Raw genomic sequence first — 16,108 nt, 5'->3', positions numbered from 1 at the left:
CAAACAGAAAGCCTGTACGGATCGAGTCGTGACAGGCTTGGGGAAATAATTGGTTAGATATAATGGCTTTAAAAAGGCCACAGCTTGGGCTAGATATTTTCACCTAAGCTAAAGTAGGCCAGTACTTCATTTTCGTTGTTATAGGTGAAATCCATTCGCACATTGATACGCTCTTGGCGCATTAAACGATAGCGTAACCCGAGACCAACCATAGTCAGAAGGTCACCATCGTCAAAGCTATGATAAGGGTCGGTTGGATTCAGCCTTTCACCAAATACCTTGCCTACACCCGTTAGACCGACTACCGCAACGTTGTTCAAGAAGTTTATGGACGAGCCGGAAATCGAGTAGCGATATTCCATTTCAAGGTTGGTCATGTGCGAAGCAATGTGATCACCCGCGACGAAACCACGTTGAACATTTCGCCCTTGTCGGCCATAGGTGCTGTATGCACTGCTTGGAGCATTTTCAGCATCCAGTAGATAGCGAGTTACCCAGCGGCTTGCGATGATGTGATTGTCATCGTGCGTTAAGCTGTAGAACAGTCGGTAATCAGAAAAGAGCGAAGAGTAGGCCGCATCTTTGTCATTACCAAGCCACTCGCCATGGTCTTCATAGGTCAGCTCGAATAGAAAGCCATGATAAGGGTAGTAGTAGTGCTCTCGCTCATCCCACAAGAAAGAGAACTTTGCTCCTGTGTCGGCTTGGTACTCTTCACTAAACCCGGTGAGTTTGAGTAAAAGTTTGTCACGCGGTGTATCGGCAAGATAGCGGGCGGTGGAGTAGTCTAAACCCATCCCAAGATAGATGCTGTCGTAGACTTTGAAATAGAAATCACCATCGAACGTGTACTCTTGGTGGTTAGTATCGACCAAATCGACCAAGGTAATGTTGGTACTAGAGAAGCCCATTTCACCGCTAAATCGAATTGAATCCCCTTGCAATAAGAGTTCAGCATTGCCTTTGATGTAATAGCTATCATTCTGCGTATAAGTCAGCGTCGCAGAGAACGTTGATGCGTTCTTTGATTCGCCGTCAGCGTAGAAGTTATAGATAGGAACGACGGAAATGCCTGTATCTACACTTGGATCGTAAAAGGGAATAGCAATGACACGAAATTGGTCATCCAGTTCAGGTTCTTGTGATTCTCGAGTATCAACCTCGAAAGCTGAACTTGAGAAACTGGCAACAGAAGATAAGAGCGCTGTTGTCCACAAAGAGAGTTGAGTCATGGTTAGAGTTACGTCCAATGTAAGTTGATCGCAATGCTGGAGAAGCTTGCAGATCAGGAGCATAACACGTCATTGAGACTGATGAATAGCGAGGATAGGGTTGGTTATATAAATATACCGTATACTAATAAGTACAGTTGATAATATTGATAGTTATAAATGGCGAGACTGAGTCTCACCATTTGCTGCAATTTTCGGTGCGATTTATTCGTTGATCGTGACTTTTGTAATCACAATATCTTCACAAGGTACATCTTCGTGACCCCAGCGAATTGTCGTTGGTTCAGCTGCAATCTTATTTACTACATCCATACCTGCCGATACTTTACCGAATACTGCGTAACCCCAACCTGCGTTCGTAGTCGAGGTGTGATCCAGGAAGTCGTTGTCATCAAGGTTGATAAAGAACTGTGCCGTAGCAGAATGTGGTGCATCAGTACGTGCCATCGCCACAGAACCAATCACGTTCTTTAGGCCACGGTTTGCTTCATTTACGATAGGCGCACGTGTTGGTTTTTCTGTCATGTCGATAGTGTGACCACCACCTTGAATCATGAAACCTTCAATAACACGGTGAAATGTCGTGCCTTCGTAGAAACCGTCTTGGCAGTATTTAAGGAAGTTTTTCGACGTTACTGGTGCTTTTTCAAGGTTCAGTTCAATTTCAATGTCGCCAAAGTTGGTAGTCAGAGTGATCATAAAGGTCCCAATATTTGAGTGCTAAGGGTTTGGAGTACGAGTATTTTCAGTACAACAACATAGTCGATGACTTAATAAAGTGCAGTATATGAAAAATTGCTGCGGATGCCAGTGAACAATAGCGCGAGTCTTTAATTTACATGCGCTCTGAGAGCCGATAGAGACAAAAAAGCCAGTGATGAGTTAACTGGCTTGGAGATGAAACGTGACTTAGAGCGTTAGCAGATAGTTAACGAGCTGGTTGTACTCTTCGTAGCTTTTGATTTGGTCCGGCTTTACGATGTACTTGTTATTGACCAGTACACCAGGAACGCCGGTTAGCGTGCTCGCATCAAATTGCTGATCAAAGCGTTTCTGCATCGAGTTAACCGCAAAGCTGTTGTATGCCGCGTCAAACTTCTTAGCATCGACACCGTTATCAATGAAGACTTGGCGTAGTTCAGCCTCGTCGCGTGGTGTCTTTTGTTTCTCATGGATCTGAGCGAACATAGCAGGAACCATGCTCTCTTCAGCATCCAGCGCAATCATTGTTGCGTAAGCTTTGGCCATCGGCACAGCCATATTGTTACCCATAAAAGCGACGTGAACTTTTTGGAAGTTTGCTGTTTCCGGTAGGTCTTCTTTTAGGTACTTAATTACCCCTTCGAATTTGTAACAGTGTGGGCAGTAGAAAGAGAAAAATTCAGTCACAACTGGCTTTTCTGCTTTTGCTACATCAAGGATCTTGTAGTGAGTGCCTTCTTCAAACTGAGCGGCGTTGATTGAAGCGCTCATAATTAGAGCAGCAAAAAGGCTAAATAGTTTTTTCATGTGTTTATTTCCTAAATTTGGATGTCGTTAAGCACAGCAAAACTGCTGTTTTTGGGTGGCATGGATTGCCAATTTGGGACAAACGATTAAGAAATAGGGGGGCGATAAGGTGCTTGAGGCGCAATAATCGCTTTGTGTGAAGGCTCTGTTTCAATGAGAGCCAAAGAGGCAATTTGAGTATCGAAGGACTCAGACACAATCAATGGTGGCATTTTCAACAAGCAGACTGAGCCACAACAATGATGTTCAATGTTAGCTTGGCCGATTGGCTGTGAATGCGAGATACTGTTTGACGGCGTTGATAGATGTTGAGATGCCACGATATTGTTACCCGCAATGCTATCCACACTGATGGTGGCCATTAACATCGCAAGCAGCATAAAAACGTGTACCCAAATTTTGCTTATCAACTTTGGCATGAAATAGTGGTCTTTGTATCTGAACAACGGCTGAAATAAATCAGATTTTGCAACTGGCAAACCGCTCAGCCACAAAACGAGCAAATCATACCTCACTCGTTTATCTATCTCTAATTAAAACGCAGCAAAACTTAGCAGGGCTCAACTTTTATTTGGCCTGGTACTGTTTGAGAAACATCTCAACCGTTGAGTTCACGATGATGTGTTTGTGCTGTGTGTCGGGAGAAGGGGCATGACCAATGATCTGCGGCCAAAAAGCGAACGACTTAATGAGTGCGATGAATTGAGTTGAAGCAAACAGAGGGTCGAGCTCGACTAAGCGACCATCGGCCTGCGCAGCTTTTATCCAAGTCATCAGCCCACTCTCTGCTTGAGAGTATTTCTCCATTGCTTGGCTCGCAAGTTCCGCATTATGGAAGTACTCAGAGAAAAGCACGCGTGATAAATCGATAAAACCTTCAGACTCTAACAGCTCTAGTTCTTGATTCGCGATTGATGCGAGCTGTTGTTCAAGAGGCAGTTCAGCTTGATAAGGGAAGTGCGTGGCGGCGAGCGTTTTACTCCAAATACTGTCTAGTATCTCCTCGAGAAGTAGTTCTTTACTGGCAAAGTGATTGTAGACGGTGCGTTTAGACACTTCAGCTCGGCTCGATATTTTGTCCATGCTGGTGGCCTTATAACCGTGCTCAGTAAATTCTGCGATAGCAGCGGCTACGATCGATTCTCGTTTTCTTTGGCTCAGTGTTTTCTTTACAGTCATTTGGGTACTACTCAATATGTCGCGGTTAGCATTGCATACGTTAATTTTACACCACGAAGTTTACTTTTAGAACTCCCACTATGGTTTTGGTAATTGGAGTGTTAGCAACTGAATCGCTATGCAATGTAACGTGGGTGTCATAGAATCAAGACGTATTCGAATTTTATTGATATCAACGGAAGAGAATAAACAATCAATGAGTAGTATTTTAGAGTGTATTCGTACAGTTGGACGAGGGGAAAGAGGGCGCAAGCCTTTATCGTTCGAACAAGCCTACCGCATCATGGATGAGTATTTAAGCGGACAGGTCGGTGACGACCAGATGGCTATGCTACTGATGTTAATTCGTGTGCAGAACGAAACCAATGAAGAAATTGCTGGCTTTGTTAAAGCGTTTCAATCTCGAGTGCCCGATTTAGGGGCAGATATTGATTGGCCGTGTTATGCCGGTAAGCGCAATGAAAGCGCTAGTGGTAAGCCTTGGAACTTGCTGGCGGCTAAGATCTTGGCGGATAACGGCTACAAGGTATTAATGCACGGTTACATGGACAAGCCGAGCGGTAGAACGCACGTAGAAAGCCATTTGCAAGATGTCGGTGTGCAATGTGCTGATAACCCTGAACATGCTAAGTCGATCCTTGAGCAAGATGGCATTGCTTATTTGCCGTTGGCTAATTTTGCTCCTGAAGCGCAAACCATGATTGGTTGGAAGCATCGTTATGGATTGAGAACGCCGATCAATACGGTGGTTCGAGCACTGAACCCTGGTGGTGGCCGTTTAGGCTTACGTGGTAGCTTCCACCCTGGCTTCCCACAGCTTCATGCTGAAGTTGAGCATGTGATTGGCAACAAATCTCATTCGGTTATCTCTTTCAAAGGAATGAACGGTGAGTCGGAATACAATCCTAAAGTGAGTCAAACGGTATGGATGAGCTCTCCTGATAAAGTTGAGTCTTTCTATTGGGAAGAGATGATGAACTCAGATTTGCCACTGCCGAGTGAATGTGTACTCGGGACGCCGGCTGAAGAGATGACTTTGATGGCGAACACAGTGGTCGATAGTATGACAGCAATTTTGTTTGCGGAAACGCATGACAAAACTGAGGCCTACCAAAAAGCCGTACGCCTATGGCATGAGTACTGTGCGCGTTAGTTGAAATACTATAGAGCTTGTAAGAGAAGGTCAGCGATTGCTGGCCTTTTTTTGTATCGGGTGTTTCGGTTAAATGCTCAGGACAGAACGACTACTTAACTCGCATCAGCCGGTGCATTTTGTCTTCGAATTGAATCTCGATAACTTGCGATATCTTCATTTTATCAACACGATCGAGCATCTTGGTTTGATAGTCGCGTTTTTTCATCCACTCTAGTGGCTCTTTAAAGCCATCCTCATTGATGACAAATGATTGGTCAGTAATTGAATCTTCAAAGATATGAACCACCCAAATACGGGACTGAAAATCCAGCAATGTGCTGAAGTAAGTTTTGATCTTGGAGATGGCGGTGGATAAAGACATACGAGACCGAATAAAGAGGGGAACGTGTTGTTTATCAAGTATACCGTTTGTTGCTAAAGCTTGTCAGTCTGAATTCGGCAACCACTCGAACATGGCTGCCGTATCGCGAAGGGGTAGTGTGTGAGTTGTTACTTGAGGAACATGCCGAAATCGATTTCTTGCTCTTTCTGGTATTTGACGAGCTTCACTCTCAAGTTGTGTTGCGCCGCCATATCAATCGCTAAGCTCGACATGCTTTTTATCTCTTGTACACAGCGAGAAATGAGTGGCTTCTGTTGGTTATCAACCGTTGCAATCAGTGTGGTTTCTGTACCGTCGTGATGAGTATAAACATACGCGTACATGGTGTTGTCGTGTTGCATAAACGTCCTAAATCGGGCTTTTTTAATTATTAGTGTGATGAAGGTTACAGGGTTTATCTATTCAAGCCACTATGGCTGAGTAAGGTTTAGCAAGAGAAAGTAAGACTTTGTAAGGGCTCTTTTTTTACTTTTTTTGGATGTTTGAAAGTGCGCTCAACCCTTTATCTGCCTTGCTTTTTTGTCTTGTTAGGTTTTGCCTATCAATAAAATTGCTGAAATCCATTTAGTAAAATCAAGATTTTAGACAACAATTAAATGAAAGAAGCAGATAAAAACATGACGCAAAGTATTTAGGGAGAACGCTATGCATTCAATTAAAGTGAAAGATTACATGACGCAGCAGGTTGTGACATTCACTCCTGATATGCCGTTAAGTCTAGCGTTAGACAAAGTGATGAGCAGTCATCACATGGGTGGACCAGTTATTGATGACAATGAACAAGTGATTGGTTTCCTTTCTGAGCAAGATTTATTAGAGAAGCTAGTTAAGGTTAGCTATTTCTGCCAAGACACACATATTGTTGGTGATTGTATGTACCAAGAGGTGCTATCAGTCGCACCAGACTTATCCATTATCGAATTGGCAGATATGATGCAAGTAGGCAAACCGAAAGCTTACCCTGTCATCGACAATCAGAAACTGGTCGGCATTATCACTCGAACCGATGTTTTAAGAGCAATCGGCAAGAACTTAGATGAATGTTTCCAACATCCTGTATAGTAGCGTGTTAAGAACGATTATTTTTCTCAACACCCTGAAATTAAAAAGGCGCACTAGCGCCTTTTTCTTCGTGGAGTTTTTCTAATTAGACCTGTTTGTCGGTCTATAGGTTTAGCCTGTGGTGTTTCAGTTTTTGGAGGTTTCATGTCAAACCAAACTGCAAAGTTTGTAGAAGGTTCAACGATGCGCCACATCTTGGTGATGTCGGGAGCAGGCTCAGTCGGCTTGATGGCATTGTTTGTGGTCGACCTGCTCGATATGCTGTTTATCAGTATGCTAGGTCAGGTTGAACTGGCTGCTGCGGTTGGTTTTGCTGGCACACTCACTTTCTTTTCTACTTCTGTGTCGATTGGTACTTCCATTGCTATGGGGGCGTTGGTTTCAAAAGCGATAGGCTCAAAAAATAGAGACCAAGCTAGAAACCTCAGCACTAGCATTATGCTAACCGCGTTTGTCATTAGCTCAACCGTCACTGCTGTTATGTACGCTTATATCCCAGAGTTATTGGCAGCCATTGGTGCGAAAGGCTTAGCCGCTGAGCGCGCACAAGCGTATTTGCAGATTTTGTTACCGAGTGGCCCGTTTTTAGCGCTTGCGATGGCGGCCGGTGCTGGCCTAAGAGCTGCGGGTGATGCCAAACGCTCTATGTGGGCGACATTATCGGGAGGGATCGTAAATGCGATCTTAGATCCTCTGTTTATTTTTGGCTTTGGTTGGAACATTGAAGGGGCGGCTATCGCCTCTGTGGTGGCGCGTTTTTCGGTTCTGTTCTTCTCACTTTATCCTTTGATTCGCAGTCACGAGCTGGTGGCTCCACCATCATTTGTGCAGTGGCGCATCAATATCCGTCCAATCTTAGCAATCGCAATCCCTGCGATCATTACTAACACCGCGACACCTATCGGCAATGCCATTGTCACGACAGGTATTGCACAATATGGTGAAGACTTCGTTGCGGGTTTTGCGGTGATTGGTCGTTTAACGCCGGTGTGTTTTGCGGTAATTTTTGCCTTGTCTGGCGCGGTAGGGCCAATTATTGGTCAGAACTTTGGTGCCGAGAGAATGGACAGAGTAAAAGAGACGCTCAATAACTCTCTATTTGTAACCACTGTGTACACCATTGTGGTTTGTGTCCTGTTGTACTTCCTCCAAGATCTCGTGATTCATGGCTTTAGTCTGCAAGGGGATGCGGCGATCATTGTTGCTGCTTTCTGTACCTATGTGGCCATTACTTTCATCTTTAACGGTGCACTGTTTGTCGCGAACACTTCGTTCAATAACCTAGGTAAGCCGCTGTATTCCACCGCTCTGAACTTAGGTAAAGCGACACTTGGTACCTTGCCTTTCGTATATTTAGGCTCTCAATGGTATGGCGCGTTAGGCGTTCTTTACGGACAAGCGCTGGGTAATATTCTGTTTGGCTTGTTGGGTGTTTTAGTACTTCGTTACCACATCTCTGAATTGATGCAGGGATCGAATGTCGAGCCAGTTGAAGATGACGTGTCTATCGTAAGTTTGAATACACAGCCTTTCTGTTCTCATGATGCAGTGCTGATTGATGATGTTTCAGCGAACAGAGAAGAGTGTGCCGAACTGAAGCCTCAATAATAGTGACTTACTTGGTCGAGCCTGTTAAATAAATTGTATTAACCGAAAACTTCTTCTTGACCTTGGAGCTAACTCCAAGGTTTATACTTTCGATGAACTTGGGGTTGGTTACTTTAATGACTGAGTAGCCACTCCAAGGGTATTGGAATATTAAGGAGATACATTATGTGCGCAAAACACGCAGCGTGCCGCTCAGTAAAAGTGGACGTTCAACCACAAGCAGCCGCAACAAGCTGCTCTAGCCCTAAAATTTCAAGCATTACTGCAGCTGGTACATCATCAGCATGTTGCAGCTCTTCTTCAACGACAGTCGCGTCATCGGGTGATGGCTGTTGTAGTTCAGACAGTGGAGAAGAAGACAGTCAGTCCTCAACGATAACGAACGATGCCCAATTTTCTAAAAGTTGGTTGGTTTCCGGAATGGACTGTCCAGCTTGTGCCAGAAAGATAGAAAAAGCGATCAGTAATATCGACGATGTAATTCAAGCGAAGGTGCTCTTTGCTACCGAAAAACTGGTTGTGAAATATAACAATGAAAGTCTTGCTGACACCATCGAACAAGTCTCTATCAACACTGGCTTCCCGTTAACGGAAGTGGGTTCTAAGAAAGAAAAGCAACAACCAGAGACATTTTGGCAAGCGCATATCCAACCTAATTTACAGATCATAGCCATAGCCGCTGCGATGCTGTTCGCGGCGTTACTGAAAAGCTCAGCGCCTCAATTAAGTGAAGGTTTATTCATCGCGACCTGTCTACTTGGACTGTATCCGGTCGCTAAGAAAGCCGTTCTGCTCGCTCGCTCGGGAACTCCTTTCGCGATAGAAACCTTAATGAGTGTGGCTGCACTGGGTGCGCTATACCTTGGCGAGACCGCAGAAGCGGCAATGGTATTACTTCTTTTCTTAATTGGTGAACGCTTAGAGGCTTTTGCTTCTTCAAGAGCAAGAAGCGGCGTTCAAGCGCTAATGGCGTTAGTGCCTGAGAATGCGACCAAGATTATTAACGGTGAACGTGTTGAAGTAGCAGTAAGCGAATTGGTACCTGGCGATGTGATTGAAGTGGCTGCGGGTTCTCGTTTGCCAGCAGATGGTCAGTTGATTACCGATGCTGCGAGTTTTGACGAAAGTGCGTTGACTGGCGAGTCTGTGCCTGTGGAGCACACTCAAGGTAATAGCATCATGGCTGGTGCTGTGGTGGTCGATAAAGTGGTACGCATTACGATTACCTCGAAACAAGGTGAGAACGCCATTGACCGTATTCTTCACCTGATTGAAGAGGCGGAATCGCGTAAAGCGCCATTGGAACGTTTCCTTGATAAGTTCAGTCGTTGGTACACACCATTGATGATGGTGGTCGCTTTGCTTGTCATCATCACGCCACCATTATTATTTGCTCAACCGTGGGAAACATGGGTGTACCGTGGTCTAGCACTACTGTTAATTGCGTGCCCTTGTGCCCTTGTTATTTCAACACCTGCGGCGATCACTTCTGGTTTGGCTGCAGCAGCAAAACGCGGCGCGCTAATTAAAGGCGGTGCAGCTCTTGAGCAGCTTGGTAAGATCGAAACCATTGCTTTCGATAAAACAGGCACACTGACTGAAGGTAAGCCTCAGGTGACTGATATTGAGCCACTAGCAGGTTGGCAGAAAGATGCGATGCTTCGTGTGGTTGGCGCTATTGAAGTTGGCTCTACTCACCCATTAGCAAAATCGCTGGTGGCGAAAGTTGAAGAATTAGGCATTGATATTCCAGAGTCTCACAACAAGAAAGCGCTGATTGGTAGTGGCGTGGAAGGTGACGTCGATGGTGTGAAATATCGAGTGCTTGCGCCATCTAAACTTGATTTCGCTTTGGATGCACAGGTATCTAAGCAAATCGAATCGCTAGAAGATGAGGGTAAAACCGTTGTAGTTGCATTAGAGGTTAAAGATTCTGAGCAAGCTGCCAATGCGATTGGCTTGATTGCATGGCAAGACACATTACGCAGTGATGCGAAGTTAGCGATTGAGCGCCTTAATGGTCTCGGAATTCAATCCATTATGCTGACAGGGGACAACCCGCGCAGTGCTGCAGCGATCAGTGGCAAAGTTGGCATGCAGTACAAAGCGAGCCTGCTTCCAAGTGATAAGGTGTCTTATGTACAAGAGTTGTCTCAACAATCGCATGTAGCCATGGTTGGAGATGGCATTAACGACGCGCCCGCGATGAAAACCGCGCATGTGGGTATCGCAATGGGTGGGGGCACAGACGTTGCTCTGGAAACCGCTGATTCAGCACTGACTCATAACCGTCTAACTGAATTACCAGCAATGATTGAGCTGTCGCAAGCGACCATCAATAATATCCGTCAAAACGTCGCTCTGGCTCTTGGCTTGAAAGGTGTGTTCTTAGTGACGAGTTTGTTTGGTATTACGGGGTTATGGGTAGCAGTTCTGGCGGACAGCGGTGCAACAGCACTGGTGACATTGAACGCATTGCGCCTACTACGATTCAAGTCTAAATCTGATTAAATCTAACGCTCTTATACAAAATTGCCTACTATATAAACGCCTTTAACGGTAATACGTTAAAGGCGTTTTTTGTCTCATTAGTATGCAACACAGGTGCTTATATTGCTTGTTTTTGTGATGCCAATCGGTTTTTCGTGAAACTTGAAATCTTGTTGCGATCATTCATGTGACGGCTGTCACTTCATTTTATGGTGAGCTTGGTTAGAGTGTGTTCGTACCCCACGAATTTACTATGAGCTTAAATAAGGGTAAAAAGCCCAATAAGCCAAAAGGAGCGAACTATGTCTCAAGCTGTTTTCCATTTAGGTGTTACTGAAGCAGATCTTAACGGTGCTACTCTTGCGATCATTCCAGGTGATCCTGCTCGTGTACAAAAAATTGCAGAAGAGATGGAGAACCCAGTATTTCTTGCTAGCCATCGTGAATACACACTTTACCGCGCAGAACTAGACGGTAAGCCAGTGGTTGTATGTTCAACAGGTATCGGTGGTCCATCTACCTCTATCGCTGTAGAAGAGCTAGCTCAATTGGGTGTTCGCACTTTCCTACGTGTTGGTACTACTGGTGCTATCCAACCTCACGTAAATGTGGGTGACATGATTGTTTCTACTGGTTCTGTTCGTCTAGACGGCGCTAGCCTACACTTTGCTCCAATGGAGTTCCCAGCAGTTGCTGACTTCGAAGTGGCAACAGCAATGAAAGCGGCAGTTGAAGAATCAGGTGCAGCCGTTCACATGGGCGTAACCGCTTCAAGTGATACGTTCTACCCAGGTCAAGAGCGTTACGACACGTTCTCAGGTCGCGTAGTTAAGCGTTTCCAAGGTTCTATGCAAGAGTGGCAAGACATGGGCGTTCTAAACTTCGAAATGGAATCTGCAACGCTGCTAACTATGTGTGCAAGTTCTGGTCTGAAAGCGGGTTGTGTTGCTGGTGTAATCATCAACCGTACTCAAAAAGAGACGCCTGATCACGATACACTAAAAGTAACAGAAGCACGCTCAATCAAAGTGGTTGTAGAAGCTGCTCGTAAAATGCTTTAAGTAGCAAAAGTGCTTTAAGTCTTAATCTGACAGCAAATTTTGTAAATGGCCGCATCGATTGATGCGGCCATTTTTTATTTACTCGTTAAGTGACAGAGAGAAAACAGATAAGAAAAAGGCGAGTCACTAAATAGCGACTCGCCTTTGTTATATCTGTTTAAGAGAAGCTTGCTCTTAAATGTTTCTTTTTAGCACTCTTGGTCTTCGTTACCGCCAGCAGCCGTAAACCAAGCAGTTAGGTGCGTTTTAAGATCTTTCAATTCATCTGGGCCGATCAGAGCAAGGCCAAGATCTTCTGCGCGTGTTATGTCGTTATGACGAAGAGGGCGGAAGCTCACTAGCATTGCACGAGCTTGTAGGCCACCCAGAAGGTCTCTTAGTGACTCCAGTTTGTATAACGTGTCATCACCGTCATCACGCATGCCTTTTGTCTTACATTCGATGATGTGCAGTTTATTGTTCACCACAGATGCCACATCTAGCTCATTTCGAACTTCACGCTCGCCGAGCTGGCGGTATACCTGAACATTCAAAGAGCGGTCTTGAATGGTTGGCATGTCGTCTTGGATCTGTTTGACGGTGCTGTGAACCAGAGTTTCAAGCCATTCACCATTTGAGAAGCGTCGTGCGTCTTCATTAGCGAAAGTTAAAATACCATTGTCGTAAGTGGCGATCTTAGCTTCAACTAAATCACTCAATAGCATGTTTAGTTCACGATAGCCTTGCTGTTTTTCGGATAACTCAACATCCAGCTTCTGCTCTTTACGACAAGTGGTTGCAAGGTAGTTCAGTGTCGCTAGGCCAGGACCTAATTCAAGTGCGTTACTTGCCCAACGTTCACCTAGCTCATAAAGCTTTTGGTCTAGTTGCGGAGGCAATTGCACGTCGCTGAATTCACCACGAGCGCCAAATACCGTCAGGTAGTCGTCGATAGTGATGCGGTCTTGAACTTGGGCGTCTTCTTTGCCATTCGGGTACAGCCAGCATAGTTTGTCACTATTTGGTTCTACAACGAAAATAGGCCAGTGGTAAGTTCGGAACACTTCGTAGACTGAAAGTAGACGGTGACGTAGACCACAACTTGCGTTGAGTTTCACTTCTTGTCCACGTGCTTTTAAATCTTCAGCGAGGTTTTGAATGGATTCTTTAATCACGGACGTGTTTACGATCGTAGGAATTTCAAAAAACTCGCTGGTAATGTCGCGCTTTTGCAAAACGCTGTCTAAGCGTTGATACATATCGACTTGATTTTTGTCGCCGATGAACACGATGTGCGTGCTGACCGTACGGTTATCAAGCAGTGGGGTAAGCAAGCGAATGGGGTCTTGATCGATAATGCCAACATGAACAGCCATATAAATTCCTTAATAGCGGCTCGCTCATAAAGGTGAAAGAAAAAACGGGAAGCAGCAAGCCTTAATAACCATATAATGACAAAGCTCATAAAAAACAAGGGCAACTCTTGATAAAAGTTGCCCTTGTTCAAATAGTTACCACTATTGGGTAAGAAGTCCCAACAATCTCACCAAATATCTATGGTTTCATCATTTATCTATAGCTTAAATTGATGAACCAAATCCCCTTGTTGATTTGCGAGAATCGTTAGGTTTTGGCTCGCTTCAGCTATTGATGACATCGCTTGGTAACTGGCGTCAGCGATGTGGTTAATGTCTTCAATATTACGCGCAATATCACCCGAGGTTTCACTCTGTTCAGCAGCAGCTTGAGAGATGTGAGTACTCATATGGCTGATTTCTAGAATCAAGGCTTGAATCTCTTCCATTGCACTATTGGCATTCGATGCTTGTTGTACCGACATGTCCATATCACTCATACAGCTTTCGATAACGTTACTTGCAGTTTTCGAGCTGGATTGTAGGTTGCTGATCATGGTTTCGATTTCAGCTGTAGATTGCGTTGTTTTCTGCGCTAACACACGAACCTCATCGGCAACGACTGCAAAACCACGACCTTGCTCACCGGCACGCGCTGCTTCAATTGCTGCATTCAGTGCGAGTAGGTTCGTCTGTTCTGCAATGCCGCGAATTACGTCTAGGATTGAGCCAATTTGGCTACTCATCTGTTGCAGTTCACCCACCGCACTTACCGACTCGGTTAGGCGAGTTTCCAGTTGGTTGATGGTGCTGATGTTGGTGTTCATGATCTGACGACCCGATTCAGAAGCCGTCTCGACTTGTTGAACCATAGTCAAAGAGCTTTGTGCACTATTCGCCACTTCTTGTACAGAGTGTGACATCTCTGTCATCGCTGTTGCAACAGTCGCAGTTTGCTCACGTTGGTTGTTGAGTTGAGCCTGAGTTTCTGAAGAGGTCTTCTGGTTGACGCTTGCTGTTTTGGTTAGGTCATCTGACGCATCGTTAAGCTTTACAAGAATATTGTGTAGGTTATCGGCTAAGGTGTTGATGTGACCACTCACGCGGCTGAATTCGTTGTTGTAACGAATGTCGATGCGCTGTGTCATGTCACCTTCTGTCAGGCCTTCTAGTGTTTTAAGGATGCGCGTTAGTGGCTCTCTTACACTGTGAGCAATGTGGTAGCCAATCGCTGCCGCAAATAGTGTTACAACCACACCGATGGCAATCGCATTGAATAGGCCTTTGTCGTAAATGCTGCTCGCGTCTGCCAATGAAGAGTTGAGTTGTTCTTCGGCTGTCACGTTGAATGAGTCTAACACGGCCATCGCTTGGTCTACTTCAACCGCTAGATTGGCGATGTTTACATACAGGGCTTGCTTCGCTTGTAGGTAGTTGTTGTGCTTATCAAGAACACCGCCTTTTTGGCCTACGTCTTTGGTGAATTTCTGAACCGATTCATCGAATACATTCTTAAGAGCAGGTAGCTGTGTTGCCAAACCACGGTAGGCGTAGTTTAGGTGAGTAACGGCTTTCTTGTTTTGGTTTACGGCTTTTTGTACGAATGCCACATCTGAGCTCGCGAGTGCGTCTGATGTGATCACTTCTGCATCTTGCAGTTTGATGAAGTAGCTTTTCGCCATGACTTTCACAGAGATGCTCTTCTGATCGGCAACGTACTCTTTCATGCCAACGGTCAATTCTGAGTGTAGGCGTTGGAAATCACGTGATGCTTTTTGTACTTGCTCTTGCGCTTCAAACATCGCGACGTAGTTGTTCATCGCTTCATCTGCTTCAGCAAAGTAGCGTTCTTCCATGGCTCTTAGCTGAGTAATGCGTTCGATGAGTGAGGTGTTGTTTTGGCTTGCCGCTTCTAGATTACCAAGGACTTCTGAAAAAGCGTTTTGTGATGCAGCAAACTCTGTGCGCATTGCAGACATGCGTTCAGTGTTTTGTGTGGTTAAGAAATCTTTGAATGACTTATCTGCCGAAAGCAATTGGACACTTGTTTGATTGGAAAGCGCAACAAGCGGTAAAGAGGTTTCTGAGACACTCTCAAAATTGCTGTGTATCTGATTCATGCTGTTCATCATGATGGTTATCGTGACTGCGAACATGATGATGATCAGTGCGAAACCAGCGTACATACGCTTGATCACAGATCCCTTCATGGCTTTCTCCCTAAATAAAATGCAGACCTAATGTCAGGTCAAAGTAAAACTAACAAAATTGTCAGCATTCTATTGAGCTCCGCTTACGCATTTTATGACGCACACAGCAAAAATAACCCTCAGTTATAATCAACATGCCATTCTTGAGAGCTTAGGCTAGTTTTCTTTGATTTGAACGGTGTTTTTTATTAAGCTTTAAAGCAGGTTTATTGTGGTTTGTAGCGGCATAGCGCATACTCAAAGCACTAAAAAGTAAATGTTTTATCGGAGAAAAACATGGCTGAAGAAACCATCTTTAGTAAGATTATTAACAAAGAAATTCCAGCAGATCTGCTATACCAAGACGATTTAGTGACAGCGTTTCGTGACATCAACCCACGTGCGCCTAGCCACATCCTAATTATCCCTAATAAGCTTATTCCAACGACCAACGATGTTGAAGTGGAAGACGAAGCAATGATGGGGCGCATGTTTACAGTTGCTCGTAAGCTAGCAAAAGAAGAGGGTATCGCAGAGGATGGTTACCGTCTTATCGTGAACTGTAACTCTCATGGTGGCCAAGAGGTTTACCACATCCACATGCACTTAGTTGGTGGCCGTCCGCTTGGCCCTTTACTGATGAGCTAATCAAAATAAGTTAACGAATTAACAAAATAGTCAATGAACGAACTGGAAAGTTAATGAGTTAATTAACACAAACAACAAGTTGGAAAATTTGTTGTTTGTATGCCAACTTTAATTGTTATCTGTTGTCTGAATATCGGCTTTGCTTAGACAGAGCCCGATGAAGCAAGCATTTACTTGCTTGAGATCCTTTTTACAGCACGTTTCGTTTTGATAAATGAGACTAGAGCCTGTTGAGCTTTCGAGCTGATTTAACCACGA

At 44.7% G+C, this 16,108-nt stretch carries 15 protein-coding genes; 6 read left to right on the top strand and 9 right to left on the bottom strand.

Annotated elements, in window-relative coordinates; all coding sequences use genetic code 11:
• Positions 1–89: 89 nt before the first annotated feature.
• The 5 genes from F0228_RS13475 to F0228_RS13455 all read right to left on the bottom strand — a co-directional run bounded on the left by F0228_RS13475 (position 90) and on the right by F0228_RS13455 (position 3,920).
• Positions 90–1,232: a BamA/TamA family outer membrane protein gene (locus F0228_RS13475; protein ID WP_171762305.1), complete on the bottom strand. Its 1,143-nt coding sequence runs from the start codon at positions 1,230–1,232 to the stop codon at positions 90–92.
• A 204-nt stretch (positions 1,233–1,436) separates the two neighbouring features.
• Positions 1,437–1,931, bottom strand: coding sequence for a peptidylprolyl isomerase (locus F0228_RS13470; RefSeq protein ID WP_061031805.1), 495 nt, complete (start codon positions 1,929–1,931; stop codon positions 1,437–1,439).
• Between the two features lie 210 nt (positions 1,932–2,141).
• Positions 2,142–2,741, bottom strand: a complete 600-nt coding sequence (locus F0228_RS13465) for a thiol:disulfide interchange protein DsbA/DsbL (protein ID WP_061031804.1) — start codon at positions 2,739–2,741, stop codon at positions 2,142–2,144.
• 86 nt (positions 2,742–2,827) lie between these two features.
• The gene (locus tag F0228_RS13460; RefSeq protein WP_171762304.1) at positions 2,828–3,160 is read right to left on the bottom strand and encodes a hypothetical protein; all 333 of its coding nucleotides are present in this window, start codon (positions 3,158–3,160) and stop codon (positions 2,828–2,830) included.
• Between the two features lie 148 nt (positions 3,161–3,308).
• Entirely contained in the window at positions 3,309–3,920 is a 612-nt protein-coding gene (locus tag F0228_RS13455) for a TetR/AcrR family transcriptional regulator (protein ID WP_008221681.1), read from the bottom strand.
• Between the two features lie 166 nt (positions 3,921–4,086).
• On the opposite strand from F0228_RS13455, the gene F0228_RS13450 reads away from it, so the two are divergent.
• Positions 4,087–5,073: a glycosyl transferase family protein gene (locus F0228_RS13450; protein ID WP_171762311.1), complete on the top strand. Its 987-nt coding sequence runs from the start codon at positions 4,087–4,089 to the stop codon at positions 5,071–5,073.
• 91 nt (positions 5,074–5,164) lie between these two features.
• Here F0228_RS13450 and F0228_RS13445 read toward each other — a convergent pair whose 3' ends face one another.
• The gene (locus tag F0228_RS13445; protein ID WP_171762303.1) at positions 5,165–5,437 is read right to left on the bottom strand and encodes a hypothetical protein; all 273 of its coding nucleotides are present in this window, start codon (positions 5,435–5,437) and stop codon (positions 5,165–5,167) included.
• A 128-nt stretch (positions 5,438–5,565) separates the two neighbouring features.
• Entirely contained in the window at positions 5,566–5,799 is a 234-nt protein-coding gene (locus tag F0228_RS13440) for a hypothetical protein (protein ID WP_061031800.1), read from the bottom strand.
• Positions 5,800–6,103: 304 nt separating this feature from the next.
• Between F0228_RS13440 and F0228_RS13435 the strand changes: the two genes are divergently transcribed.
• From F0228_RS13435 to udp, 4 genes are all read left to right on the top strand, one after another.
• Positions 6,104–6,520 carry a CBS domain-containing protein gene (locus F0228_RS13435; protein ID WP_008221675.1) on the top strand — a complete coding sequence of 139 codons (417 nt, stop codon included), beginning with the start codon at positions 6,104–6,106 and terminating at the stop codon, positions 6,518–6,520.
• A 144-nt stretch (positions 6,521–6,664) separates the two neighbouring features.
• Positions 6,665–8,128: an MATE family efflux transporter gene (locus F0228_RS13430; protein WP_008221673.1), complete on the top strand. Its 1,464-nt coding sequence runs from the start codon at positions 6,665–6,667 to the stop codon at positions 8,126–8,128.
• Between the two features lie 165 nt (positions 8,129–8,293).
• Positions 8,294–10,639, top strand: coding sequence for a zinc/cadmium/mercury/lead-transporting ATPase (locus F0228_RS13425; protein ID WP_171762302.1), 2,346 nt, complete (start codon positions 8,294–8,296; stop codon positions 10,637–10,639).
• A 281-nt stretch (positions 10,640–10,920) separates the two neighbouring features.
• A complete protein-coding gene (udp, locus tag F0228_RS13420) occupies positions 10,921–11,679 on the top strand; it encodes a uridine phosphorylase (RefSeq protein ID WP_017632176.1) in 759 nt (252 codons plus the stop codon).
• A 188-nt stretch (positions 11,680–11,867) separates the two neighbouring features.
• Here the strand turns inward: udp and F0228_RS13415 are convergent, their stop codons facing one another.
• The gene (locus tag F0228_RS13415) at positions 11,868–13,034 is read right to left on the bottom strand and encodes a DUF1887 family protein (protein WP_061031798.1); all 1,167 of its coding nucleotides are present in this window, start codon (positions 13,032–13,034) and stop codon (positions 11,868–11,870) included.
• A gap of 197 nt (positions 13,035–13,231) precedes the next feature.
• Positions 13,232–15,223 (bottom strand): methyl-accepting chemotaxis protein, encoded by a 1,992-nt coding sequence (locus tag F0228_RS13410; RefSeq protein ID WP_171762301.1) that lies wholly within the window; start codon positions 15,221–15,223, stop codon positions 13,232–13,234.
• 276 nt (positions 15,224–15,499) lie between these two features.
• Between F0228_RS13410 and hinT the strand changes: the two genes are divergently transcribed.
• Positions 15,500–15,850: a purine nucleoside phosphoramidase gene (gene hinT / locus F0228_RS13405; RefSeq protein WP_004736268.1), complete on the top strand. Its 351-nt coding sequence runs from the start codon at positions 15,500–15,502 to the stop codon at positions 15,848–15,850.
• Positions 15,851–16,108: the final 258 nt, after the last annotated feature.

The sequence above is a fragment of the Vibrio sp. 99K-1 genome (assembly GCF_013114585.1).
Classification (GTDB): domain Bacteria; phylum Pseudomonadota; class Gammaproteobacteria; order Enterobacterales; family Vibrionaceae; genus Vibrio; species Vibrio chagasii_B.
The sequence above is the reverse complement of the archived record's forward strand: the minus strand, read 5'-3'. Positions and strand labels throughout refer to the sequence as shown.